Raw genomic sequence first — 12411 nt, forward strand, 5'->3', positions numbered from 1 at the left:
AAGCTCAGGGGCGTACGTGGATCAACTCGATCTCCATCAGGTCCGCGAGGGCGCGCAGGTCGGCGAGCCGGTGGCCGGTGCCGAGGGCCCAGTGGTGCGAGATGCCGGTGGCGCTCCAGGCGTCGGTCCACTCCCCCGGGTCACAGCCGAAGTCGACGCGCGAGGTCGTGTTGCCGATCTGCAGGAGCGGCCCGTCGACGACCTCGCCCTCGGAGACGATGAACGCGAACCGGCCGTCGCGGCCCTGGCGGAGACCGAACGCCGTCACGGGTCCGTGCTTGACGTCGAACTCGACGGACACGCCCCACCCGCGCTTGCCGTGGTAGACGCCGAGGCCGCGCAGCAGCGGCCTGGAGTCGCTGATGGCCAGGTGCGCCGGGCCGTCGTGGCCCATCTCGACGTGACCCCGCTGGAAGTCCAGCGCCTGCAACTCGGTGAAGGAGCCGCCCGCGCCGAGCCGATCCATGATCAGCATCGCCAGCGAGGTGCGCAGCTCGTACTCGCCGACGGCCGGGACGCCGCGCGCGGTCAGCAGCGACGCGCCGAGGATCATGCCCGCGCCGAGGCGCTCGTGGACCTCGCCGTCCAGGCCGCGGTGGTAGTAGGCGAGGCTGTCGAGCTCGAAGTCCGCGACCAGCCGGTCGAGGCCGGCCGCGACGCGCGCCGCCCAGGAGAAGTCCTCGTCGTTGACCGAGTCGGCCAGCTCGAAGACCTCCTCGGCCTCCTTCTTCTTGGCCTCCGCCTCGGCGTCGGTGACCTTCTCGACGCGGACCCGCAGGTCGTCGAACTCCAGGACCTCCATGTGACCGCCGAAGTTCGCCGGCACGAGGGTCAGGTCGGTGGAGACGTCGAGCATGCCCGGGTACAGGTGGCCCATGAGCCCGTGCCGGCCCCGGCGCAGCGCCGCCCGTACGCCCGCCGCCCGCACCCAGCGGCCGATCTTCGCCCAGGCCCGCTCGTCCTCGACGTACCCCGACACCGAACGGAACGGGATGCCGCAGCGCAGGAACGCGTTGGCCATCTCCGGCAGCGGGCACGCGCCGCAGTAGGCCAGCCACTGGCCGGTGTCGAAGGTCGCGTGGTCCATCGACTCGGTCGGCTGCAGGTTGATCAGCAGGACGGGGGCGCCGCTGCGCTGGGCGATCGGGACCAGCATCGTCGCGGTCATGTACGTCGTCAGGAAGCCGACGATGAGGTCGCAGTCCGCGACCCGCAGCCGCTCCGCGGCGGCGGCGCCCTCCTGCGCGTCGGAGATGAAGCCGACGTCCACGACGTCCGCCCCGAGCGCGCGCATCCGCTCGGAGACGCGCTCGGCGGACCGCTTCAGCTGCGGCAGCAGGTCCGGGAACTGCGGCCAGTACGCGCCGAGTCCACCCGCGACCAGTCCTACGCGGACCTTCGTGTCGGTCATCTTCTCTCTCCTTCTTTGTGAGGCGGCGGGCCCGCGGTGGCCGGTTCCGCGAGCCCGCCGCCGGTCTTTCAGCCGCGGCTGTCGAAGTGCCAGCGGCCCGAGCCGACGTCGAACACGGCGTAGCCGTCCTGGGACCGGACGGGCTTCGCGCCGTCCCCGGTGACCTTGCTCGCGTCCTTGGCCGGCACCCACACCTCGGCGGTGGTGTTCACCGGCACGGTGACGTCGAGGCTGAAGCGGCTCCCCGACCGCCGCCACCGGGTGGCGATGTCGCCGTAGGCGGACCGGTAGCTCGCCGACGCCGACGTCAGCGACCCGCCGGAACGCGGCCGAATGATCGTGCGCTGGTAGCCGGGCGCGGCCGGGGCGATGCCGCCGATGTTCTGGTACATCCAGTCGCCGACCGCGCCGAGCCCGTAGTGGTTGAAGGAGTTCATCCCCGGGTCGTTGAAGGTGCCGTCGGGCTTGATGCCGTCCCAGCGCTCCCAGATCGTGGTCGCGCCGTTGCCGATCTCATAGCCCCACGACGGGAAGGTCTTCTGGCCGAGGATGCGGTACGCCACGTCCGTGTGCCCGGTCGCGGTCAGTACCGGCAGCAGCGCTCCGGTGCCCAGGAACCCGGTGGTCAGGTGGCCGTCGTGCGCGTCGATGTTGGCCACCAGCTTGTCCGCCGCCGGGCCGGTCTGCGCGTCCGGCAGCAGGCCGAAGGTGAGCGCCAGCACGTACGAGGTCTGGCTGCCGTTGCCCACGGTGCCGTCCGGCGTGACGAACCTCGCGTCGAACGCGTCCTTGATCCGGCCCAGCAGGGCCCGGTAGGACGCCGCGCCGGCGGAGTCGCCGACGGCCTCCGCCATCTGCGCCATCAGGTCGGTGGAGTGCGCGAAGTAGGCGGTGCCGATGAGGTCTCTCGGGGTGTCGTCGTTCACGTTGAGCCAGTCGCCGTAGCCCTCGTTGGGCCGGATCAGGCCGCTGCTGTGGCTCTCCAGGTAGGAGATCCACTTCTTCATCGCGTCGTAGTGGTCCCGGACGACCCGCAGGTCGCCGTAGCGCTGCCACAGCGTGTACGGGACGACGACGCCCGCGTCGCCCCAGGCGGCCGTGCCGGAGCCGGTGTTGCCGACGTCGGGCGCGACGTTGGTGAACGACCCGTCGGAGTGCTGCGCGTCGGTCAGGTCCGTGGCGAACTTGGCCAGGAACGTGTCCGCGTCCATGTTGAACGTGGACGTGGGCGCGAACGCGGTGATGTCGCCGGTCCAGCCCAGGCGTTCGTCGCGCTGCGGGCAGTCGGTGGGGACGCTGAAGAAGTTGCCGCGCTGGCCCCACACGATGTTGTGCTGGATCTGGTTGACCAGCGGGTCGGAGGTGGTCAGCGTGCCGGCCTGCGGCGCGTCGGCGTTCGCGACGACCCCCGCGACCGCGTCCAGATCGGGCTTGCCCGGGTAGCCGGTGACCTCGACGTACCGGTAGCCGCGGTAGGTGAAGCGCGGCTCGTACGTCTCGGTGCCGCCGCCCTTGAGGGTGTACCGGTCGGTGTCGGCCGCGTTCCGCAGGTTCGTGGTGTAGAGCGTGCCGTCGGGGTTCAGCACCTCGCCGTTGCGGATCGTCACCGTGGTGCCGGCCGGGCCGGAGACGGTGAGCCGGTTCCAGCCGACCATGTTCTGGCCCAGGTCGAAGATGTACGTGCCGGGCTTCGGCTCGGTCATCTTCTTCGGGTGCAGCACCGTCTGGACGCGGACCGGCGGGGCGGACTGCGCGACCAGGTTCGCCTTCACTCCGGTGCCCGTCTCGGCCGCCTGCCAGGAGGAGTCGTCGAAGCCGGGACCGTCCCAGCCGGACTGCTCGTTCCGGGCGTCGTAGGTCTCGCCCATGTAGATGTCGGAGGCCGCGATCGGGCTGGGCGCGGTCTTCCACGACCCGTCCGTGCCGACGGTCTGGGAGGTGCCGTCGGCGTAGTCGATCCGCAGCTGCCCGAGGAACCAGGGCCGCGTGCCGTACACGTGCGTGCCGGCGAAGCCGATGTTGCCGGAGTACCAGCCGTCGCCGAGCAGCGCGCCGATCGCGTTGTCGCCGCGCCGCAGCAGCGCGGTGACGTCGTACGTCTGGTACTGCACGCGCTTGGTGTAGTCGGTCCAGCCCGGGTTGAAGTGGTCGTCGCCGACGCGGCGGCCGTTGATGCGGGCCTCGTACAGGCCGAGCGCGCTGACGTACAGGCGGGCGGCGGCGACGCGCTTGGTCACCGTGAAGCCGCGCCGCAGGTAGGGAACGGGCTGCGACGGCTCGATGACCTGCGTGCCCCACGGTCCCTGGCCGTAGGCGGCGGTGTCCTTGGCGGCGGGCCAGGAGGAGTCGTCGAAGCCGGGCTTCTCCCACCCGTCCGCGGCGTCCTTGGCTGCCTTGAACGACCCGTCGGTGATGACGTCGACGGGCGCGGCGCCGGAGCGTTCGACGCGCAGCCGGCCGATCAGCCCGGCGGGGCTCTCGGTGGTGTTGACCGCCGCGATCGCGATCGTGTTGGTCCCCGGGTGCAGCGCCTTGGTGACGTCGGCGAGCTGCCCCTGCTTCCAGGAGTCGGTGACCTGGGGCGAGGCGGCGATCCGCGTCCCGTTGACGTACAGCGTGAAGCCGTCGTCGGCGGTGAGGGTGAACAGGGCGCGGGTGATCGCCCCGCTGCCGAGGTCGACGGTCCGGCGGAAGTACCGGGTCGACGCGGGCTCACTGGAGGCCGGGTCTCCTTCCGGGTACCAGATCCAGTGCGCGCCCGACAGGCTCGGCGTGGTGGCCGAGCCGCCGATCCACGACGCCGTCCAGTCCTTGGCGGACAGGCCCGTCTCGAAGTAAGAGATCTTGCTCCAGGCCGTCGCCTTGCCCTGCGCGTCCCAGACGCGGACGCGCCAGTAGTACCGGTGGGCGGGCGCGAGCGCGGGCCCGCCGTAGGCGACGTCCACGGACTGCGGGCTCTGCACGCGCCCGCTGTCCCAGACGTCGGCCGCGCGCGGCTTCGAGCCGACGGCGACCTCGTACGCGGTCTGCGACTGGCCGCGGGCGGCCGAGTCCAGCCGCCAGCCGAGGCGCGGCCGGGCGGCGTCGATCCCGATGGGGTCGGTCGCACGCTCGGTCGTCGTCGCGGCCACCCGTACGGGCGTGGACGCGGCGAACGCGGGGGCGGCGCCGGCCACGGTCGTGGTCATGAGCGTGGCGGACGCGATGGCGAGGACGGACAGTGGTAGGCGGGTGGACCTTGGTACGAGTCGCATTCTCGGGTTTCCCTTCTGGGATCCGGCGGATGGACACTCCCCGATGCGGCGGGCGGGCGGCCGGGGCCGCCGCCCGCCGTGGTCTCCTCAGGTGCGGGCGGCCCGGGTCACCGGCCGGTCACCTGGATGGTGTGGTGGCCGGCGCCGAAGCCGTGCAGGGTGACGTGGGCGCCGTCGGTCGTCGCCCGGTGGGCGAGCGCGGCGGTGCCGTCCCAGGCGACCTCGCCGTCGACGCGGACGACGACCTGCCTCCCGCCGGTCGGCACCGCGATGTCGCCGGAGGTGCCGGTGGGCGCGTCGACGGCGAGGGTGAGGATCGCCCTGTGGCCCTGGGTCCAGGTCACCCGCAGGTCACCGTGCGGGGTGGGCAGGACGCCGCGGGCCCACTGCACGGAACCGGGGTTCGGCGCGACCGTCCAGGTGGCGAAGCCCGGCCCGGTCGGCACGGCGCCGAGCAGGTCGTTGCTCAGCGCGGGCACCACGCCCGTCGACCAGCCGTGCGCCATGGAGGTGTAGGCGCCCTCGTACAGCGAGCCGTTCTCGCCGATGCCCTCCCAGTCGGTGATGCCGGGGTCGTGGGCCGTCATCCAGCCGTACAGCCGCTTGATCTCCTCGATCGCGGAGTCGGCCTGGCCGGACTGGAAGCGCGCCTGGATCTCCGGGTAGGAGGTGAAGGCGTAGACCCGCTTGCTGCCGTCCGACACGAGCGTGTCGTTGTCCATGAACGCGTTGCCGTACGGCTGGGCGGTGGCCTTGGCGAGGTGACCGAGCGCGGCGGCCGCCTGGTCCGGGGAGGCGACGCCCGCGACGATCGCGAGGCCGTTGCCGTCCTGGCCGTGGCGGACCGCGCCGGTGCCCGAGTCGAGGTACGCGCCGGTCCTGGCGTCCCACAGGTACGTGTTGATCGCCTTCGCGACGTCCTGCGCGCGCTGCTGCCAGCGGTCGGCGTCGGCGACGTGGCCGAGCGAGCGGGCCAGGCCGGCCGCGTCCTTCAGCGCCTGCACGTAGAGGGCGTTGTAGTAGGTGACCTCGCCGGTGCGGGGCAGGAAGGCGTAGTCGCCGTAACCGCCGGTGCCGTTCAGGCCCTTGGACAGCAGGCCGCGCGCGTCGGTGACCGACGGGTACCAGGTGTCGAGGGTCTTGACGAGGTTCGGGTAGTACTTCGCCGCGTACGCGGTGTCGCCGGAGTAGAGCACGTAGTCCGAGCTGGAGGTCACCCACCACAGCGGGTAGTCGAACAGCGGGAGCGTGTAGTCGTTGATCGACGCCGGCGGGATCCAGCCGTCCGCGCGCTGGTGGTCGGCCAGGTCGGCGAGGACGTTGCGGGCCGCCTCGGGCACCGCGTGGGTGAGGTAGTCGGTGCGGCCCGACACGGCGACGTCGCCGACGTACGGGTCGCGGTCGCGCTTGGCGCCGTCCTGCAGGACCAGCTTGCCGTCCAGGCTCGGGCTGTCGGCGTTCCGCGGCTCGACGTCGGTCGGGCGGAACGTGTCCGTGATCAGCTCGTTCGTGTAGGAGGCGTTGTACCAGTACCGGTTCAGGGCGTCGTCGGAGGACTCGAACCAGCCGCGGTACGCGCCGGGCCCGCCCGAGAGCGCCGTCGACTGGAGGGTCACGTCCTTGAGCTTCACGGTGCCGTACGGCTCGGCGACGGGTGCGTCGCTCGGCAGCGCGTCCAGGCTGATCCTCATGTACCGGAAGCCGTGGAGGCCGTCCGCGCAGACCTTCGTGCCGCTCTGGCACCCCTTGGCGTCGGTCCAGGTGGTGGACTTCTCGGGCGGCGCGTACTGGTCGGTGCCCGGGCCGCCGGAGAAGTCCGAACGGGTGAAGTCGGACCGGTCGGTGAGGTACTGCAGGGTCTCGGAGAACGCCAGCCGTACGCCGGGGTGGTCGTCGGAGGCGCCCTTGAACCGGAGCGTCGGGTAGCCGACGACGACCTTGCCGAAGTCCAGGGTGACGCTCGCCTGCGCCGGATCGGAGACGACGCCGGGCCAGACCTCGTTGATGCGGGTGAAGTCGCCCCGCGAGCTTGGCTGGTCCTTGGTGACCGTGATCCGTACCTGGTCGGTCGTGACCTCCTGCGGGAACGCCACGGCGCGCTGGACGTCGGTGTTCCCGGTCACCGTCGCCTGGGTCACCCAGGCCGAGCCGTTCCAGGTGGCGACGGTGAAGTCCATCGGGACGCCGTCGCTGTTGGACAGGACCGTGATGCCCGGCAGCTTCACGGGCGCCGGGCTGGTGATCTGCAGCCAGGCCGGATAGGTGTCGGGGTTCGCGTCGTTCCAGAACGTCTTGGCGTCACCGTCGACGGCGTGGCCGGGCTCGTACGAGGTGGGCGTGCCGTCGTTGCCGCCGTTGGGCGCGTGATAAGAGGAGGCCGTGGCCGAGGTGCCGGACGGCCAGGCCGGCTTGGGCTTCGGCGCCTCGCGGTGCAGGGTGGTCGTGCCCTCGCCGAGCAGGCCCTCCGGGTTCGTCACGTCGCCGGTGCTCGAGACGATGCGCACCGGCGACACCTCGGCGTGCGACGTGCCCTGCACGTACTTGCGCCAGTCGGGTGCGGGCAGGCTCGCGAGGGCCGTCGCCGCGTTCGCCGCGGCCGCCTCCTGCCCGTCGGCCCGCGCGGGCGAGAGGGCCACGACCGTGCTCGTCGCGCCGAGCGCGAGGCAGGCGAGGACGTGCAGGGGGCGTGGTCGAAGCATCGAGCGCATTCGCATCCGTTCGGGCTCCCTTTCTGGATGCAGCGGAATGAACAACCCCGATGTGGCCGGCGAGCGACGTGAGAGGCGATCGCGGACGGCGCGGTGGACGGCGAAGAGGACGGGCGCGCACGGAGACGACGGTGTGCGGCGGCGGGCAGCGGTACGGATCGGTGTCGAGCGGAGGGGCTCAGGCGGCGAGGGGCGGAGGGCGGCGAGGCTCGGGTGGGCGGAGGATCGCGTTGAGGTTCGGGCGGCGGGCGGAGAGGCGGGCGAGCGCAGGGAGCGACGAGGCGGAAGGGCGGAGGAGCGGGCGGGGAGGACGGATGCCGTGCGGGGCGGCCGGTGGCGGGGCCGCCCCGCACTGGGCGGGTCAGCGGAGGAAGGCCGCGGCCACCCCGGCGTCCACCGGCACGTGCAGCCCGGTGGTGTGGGTCAGGTCCCCGCCGGTGAGGGCGAAGACCGCGTTCGCGACGTGCTCCGGCAGCACCTCGCGCTTGAGCAGGGTCCGCTGGGCGTAGTACTCGCCGAGCTTCTCCTCCGGCACCCCGTAGACGGCGGCGCGCTTGGCGCCCCAGCCGCCGGCGAAGATGCCCGAGCCGCGCACCACGCCGTCGGGGTTGATCCCGTTGACGCGGATGCCGTGCTCGCCGAGCTCGGCGGCCAGCAGGCGCACCTGGTGCGCCTGGTCGGCCTTTGCCGCGCTGTAGGCGATGTTGTTCGGCCCGGCGAAGATGGCGTTCTTCGAGGCGACGTAGACGACGTCGCCGCCCATGGCCTGCTCGATCATGATGCGGGCGGCCTCGCGCGAGACGAGGAACGAGCCGCGCGCCATGACGTCGTGCTGCAGGTCCCAGTCCGCGACCGTCGTCTCCAGCAGCGGCTTGGACAGCGACAGGCCGGCGTTGTTGACGACCAGGTCGACGCCGCCGAAGGCCAGGACCGCCTCGCGCAGCGCGGCGGTGATCGCGGCCTCGTCGGTGACGTCCGCGGCCACGGCGATCGCGACGTCCGTCGCGCGCAGCGCCGACGCGCCGAGTTCGGCCGCGACCTTCTCGGCCGCGGCGGCGTCGCGGTCGGCGACGACGACGCACGCGCCCTCGGCTGCCAGCCGGCGCGCGGTGGCCGCGCCGATGCCGGAGCCGCCGCCGGTCACGAACGCGACGCGGGTGGCGAGGGGCTTCGGCTTCGGCATGCGCCGCAGCTTGGCCTCCTCCAGCTCCCAGTACTCGATGCGGAACTTCTCCGACTCGGCGATCGGCGCGTAGGTCGACAGCGCCTCGGCGCCGCGCATCACGTTGATCGCGTTGACGTAGAACTCGCCGGCGACGCGGGCGGTCTGCTTGTCCTTGCCGAAGCTGAACATGCCGACGCCGGGGACCAGCACGATCGCCGGGTCCGCGCCGCGCATCGCCGGGGAGTCCTCGGTGGCGTACCGCTCGTAGTAGGCGCGGTACTCCTCCCGGTACGCCTCGTGCAGCTCGCGCAGGCGGGCCTTGACGTCCTCGATCGGGGCGGTCGGCGGCAGGTCGAGGACGAGCGGCCGGACCTTGGTGCGCAGGAAGTGGTCCGGGCAGGAGGTGCCGAGCGCGGCGAGCCGCGGGTGCTCGGCCCGCGCCACGAAGTCCAGGACCTCCGGCGAGTCGGTGTAGTGCCCGACCTGCGGCCGGTCCGTCGAGGCCAGCCCGCGGATCAGCGGGAACAGCGCGGCGGCGCGCTCGTGCCGCTCGGCCTCCGGCAGCGTCTCGTGGACGACCGCGCCGAACGGGTCGGGCCGGCCGTGCTCGGCGATGTACGCCTCGGCGGTGCGGATGATGTCGAGGGAGTTGGCCTGGCACTCCTCGCTCGTGTCGCCCCATGCGGTGACGCCGTGGCCGCCCAGGACGCAGCCGATGGCCTGCGGGTTGTCCTTCTTGATCGCCGCGATGTCGAGGCCGAGCTGGAAGCCGGGCCGCCGCCACGGCACCCACACGACGCGGTCGCCGAAGATGCGGCGGGTCAGCTCCTCGCCGTCGGCGGAGGTCGCGATCGCGATGCCGGAGTCCGGGTGCAGGTGGTCGACGTGCGCGGCGTCGACCAGGCCGTGCATGGCGGTGTCGATCGACGGTGCCGCGCCGCCCTTGCCGTGCAGGCAGAAGTCGAACGCGGCGACCATCTCGTCCTCGCGCTCGACGCCCGGGTAGACGTTCACCAGGGCGCGCAGCCGGTCCAGGCGCAGCACCGCCAGGCCCGACTCCTTCAGCGTGCCCAGGTCGCCGCCCGAACCCTTCACCCACATCAGCTCGACGTCACCGCCGGTCACCGGGTCCGGCTGTACGCCCTTCGCCGAGGCGTTGCCGCCCGCGTAGTTCGTGTTGCGCGGGTCGGAACCCAGCTCGTGGCAGCGTTTCAGCAGGTCGTCGACGATGCTCAACTCAAGCCCCCCAACCGGCCGCCTGGCCGTCCTTGCGTTCGTCGCGGATCTTCTCGAAGTAGCCGGACCGGGCGTAGGCCGCCATCGGGTCCGGGTCCAGGCCCATCTCCTCGCGCAGTTCCGCGAGCAGCGGGCGGACGTCTGTGTTGTACGCGTCCATGAACACGGCGTTCGCGCCGAGCACGTCGCGGTTCTGCTGCGCCTCGCGCAGCGCCTCGACGTCGACCAGCAGCGCCTTGGCCGTGGCCTCCTGCACGTTCATCACCGAGCGGATCTGACCGGGGATCTTCGGCTCGATGTTGTGGCACTGGTCGAGCATGAACGCGACGTCGTCGGTGTACCCTCCGCCCTGGATCACCTCGTGCATGATCCGGAACAGCTGGAACGGGTCGGCGGCGCCCACCATCAGGTCGTCGTCGGCGTAGAAGCGGGAGTTGAAGTCGAAGCCGCCGAGCTTCCCCTCGCGCAGCAGGAACGCCACGATGAACTCGATGTTCGTGCCCGGCGCGTGGTGCCCGGTGTCGACGACGACCTGCGCCTTCGGGCCGAGCTTGAGGCAGTGCGCGTACGACGTGCCCCAGTCCGGCAGGTCGGTCGTGTAGAACGCCGGCTCGAACAGCTTGTACTCCAGCAGGAACCGCTGGTTCTCGCCGAGCCGCTCGTACACCGCGGCCAGGGCCTCGGCGAGGCGGTCCTGCCGGGCGCGGATGTCGTCCTGGCCGGGGTAGTTCGTGCCGTCGGAGAACCACAGCTTCAGATCCCGCGAGCCGGTCGCGTCCATGATGTCGACGCACTCGAGCAGGTGCTTCAGCGCCTTCGCCCGTACCTTCGGGTCCGGGTTGGTGACGCTGCCGAGCATGTAGTCGTCGTCCTGGAAGACGTTCGAGTTGACCGCGCCGATCGTGACGCCGCGCTCGCGGGCGTGCTCGGCCAGCGCCGCGTAGTCGTCCACCTTGTCCCAGGGGATGTGCACCGCGACGGTCGGCGCGACGCCCGTGAAGCGGTGCACCTGCGCGGCGTCGTCGATCTTCTCCTGTGGCGTGCGCGGCACGCCCTGCTGGGCGAAGACCTTGAAGCGCGTGCCCGAGTTGCCGTACGCCCACGACGGCGTCTCGATGCGCTGCCTGCGCAGTGCCGCCTTGACCTGGGCCCTGTCGGTTGTCATTGTTCGTGATCCCCGATCGTCAGTCGAGATGGAAGACTTCGGCGAGCGGCACCATGCCCTCGTCGGGGCGCCCGTCGAGGCCTTCGAAGAACGGCGCCATCTCCGCCTGCCAGCGGGTGTTCACCTCGGTGTTCTCCATGGCCGCGCGCGCCGCGTCGAAGTCGTCGGTCTCCAGGTAACCGACGAGCAGGCCGTCGTCGCGCGAGAAGATGCTGTAGTTGCGCCAGCCGGCCGCGCGCAGGGCGGTCAGCATGTCCGGCCACACCGCCTGGTGCCGTTCGCGGTACTCCTCCAGCCGGTCCTGCCTCACCTTCAGCAGGAAGCAGACGCGCTGCACGAGGGGCTCCTCCCGCGAGGGGGCGGGGCCGCGGTCGGCGGCCCCGCCACCGATCGCCTAGAAGTTGTAGTTGTCGATGTTGGACTTGTCGAAGACGGTCGGCGGGCCGAGGATGACCTCGCCGTCCTTGCCGATCGTGCGCTCGCCGAGCTTGCCGGCCTTGAAGGTCTCCCCCTGCGCGCCGGTGATCTGGCCGGAGGCCAGGGCCGCGGCGGCGTACGAGGCGAGGTACCCGAGGTTCTTGGGGTCCCACAGCTCGAACTTGGCGACCGTGCCGTCCTTGACGAACTTGCGCATCTGGTTCGGCGTGCCGAGGCCGGAGACCGCGACCTTGCCCTTGTACTTCGAGCCGTCGATGTAGCGGGCGGCGGCGGCGATGCCGACCGTGGTCGGGGCGATGATGCCCTTCAGGTCCGGGTACGCCTGCAGCAGACCCTGCGTCTGCTGGAAGGACTTCTGGTCGTCGTCGTCACCGTAGGCGACCTTGACGAGCTGGATGCCGGAGTACTCCGGCTTCTTCAGCTCGTCCTTCATGAAGTCGATCCAGGTGTTCTGGTTCGTGGCGTTCGCGGTCGCCGACAGGATCGCGATCTTGCCCTTGCCGCCGATCAGGTCGGACATGACCTTGATCTCGCTGCGGCCGATCTCCTCGGAGCTGGCCTGGTTGATGAAGACGTCGCGGCAGTCCTTGGAGGCGTCCGAGTCGTACGCGACGACCTTGATCTTGCGGGACATCGCCTGCTTGAGCGGGCCGCAGACGGCGTTCGGGTCGTTGGCCGCGACGAGGATCGCGTCCATCCGCTGCTGGATCAGCGTGTTGATGTAGGAGATCTGCGAGGACGCGGACGCGTCGGACGGGCCCACCTCCTTGGCGGTGCCGCCGAACTCCTTGGCCCCGTCGATGCCCGCGTTGTCGACGATCGTCTCGTACGGGTTGTTGACCTGCTTGGGCAGGAAGGCGAGCTTGAGGCCCTTCTTGAGGGGCGCGTTCGGGTTGGCCTTGGCGCCGCTGGTCGCGGCGCCCTTGGCGGCGTCGCCGGAGGTGGAGTTCTTCGTCGTCCCGCCGCACGCGGCGGCGCCGACGGCGAGGGCGGCGGCGAGGGCCACGGCCGCCAGAGGGCGCTTGGTCATGGGG

At 71.5% G+C, this 12411-nt stretch carries 7 protein-coding genes; all 7 read right to left on the minus strand.

What is annotated here, in order from left to right:
- Nucleotides 1-4: 4 nt before the first annotated feature.
- The 7 genes from NE234_RS28300 to rhaS all read right to left on the minus strand — a co-directional run bounded on the left by NE234_RS28300 (nt 5) and on the right by rhaS (nt 12407).
- Nucleotides 5-1411 carry an L-fucose/L-arabinose isomerase family protein gene (locus NE234_RS28300; RefSeq protein WP_252783718.1) on the minus strand — a complete coding sequence of 469 codons (1407 nt, stop codon included), beginning with the start codon at nt 1409-1411 and terminating at the stop codon, nt 5-7.
- 68 nt (nt 1412-1479) lie between these two features.
- Nucleotides 1480-4665: a family 78 glycoside hydrolase catalytic domain gene (locus NE234_RS28305; RefSeq protein ID WP_252783719.1), complete on the minus strand. Its 3186-nt coding sequence runs from the start codon at nt 4663-4665 to the stop codon at nt 1480-1482.
- Between the two features lie 107 nt (nt 4666-4772).
- Nucleotides 4773-7364 (minus strand): alpha-L-rhamnosidase-related protein, encoded by a 2592-nt coding sequence (locus tag NE234_RS28310; protein ID WP_252783720.1) that lies wholly within the window; start codon nt 7362-7364, stop codon nt 4773-4775.
- Nucleotides 7365-7734: 370 nt separating this feature from the next.
- Nucleotides 7735-9774, minus strand: coding sequence for a bifunctional aldolase/short-chain dehydrogenase (locus NE234_RS28315; RefSeq protein WP_252783721.1), 2040 nt, complete (start codon nt 9772-9774; stop codon nt 7735-7737).
- Between the two features lies 1 nt (nt 9775).
- Complete coding sequence (rhaI, locus tag NE234_RS28320) at nt 9776-10939, minus strand: L-rhamnose isomerase (RefSeq protein WP_252783722.1); 1164 nt, start codon at nt 10937-10939, stop codon at nt 9776-9778.
- Between the two features lie 19 nt (nt 10940-10958).
- Nucleotides 10959-11276, minus strand: a complete 318-nt coding sequence (locus NE234_RS28325; protein WP_252783723.1) for an L-rhamnose mutarotase — start codon at nt 11274-11276, stop codon at nt 10959-10961.
- Between the two features lie 57 nt (nt 11277-11333).
- The gene (rhaS, locus tag NE234_RS28330) at nt 11334-12407 is read right to left on the minus strand and encodes a rhamnose ABC transporter substrate-binding protein (RefSeq protein WP_252783724.1); all 1074 of its coding nucleotides are present in this window, start codon (nt 12405-12407) and stop codon (nt 11334-11336) included.
- Nucleotides 12408-12411: the final 4 nt, after the last annotated feature.

This window comes from Actinoallomurus rhizosphaericola (assembly GCF_024055675.1).
Taxonomy (GTDB): Bacteria; Actinomycetota; Actinomycetes; order Streptosporangiales; family Streptosporangiaceae; genus Actinoallomurus; species Actinoallomurus soli.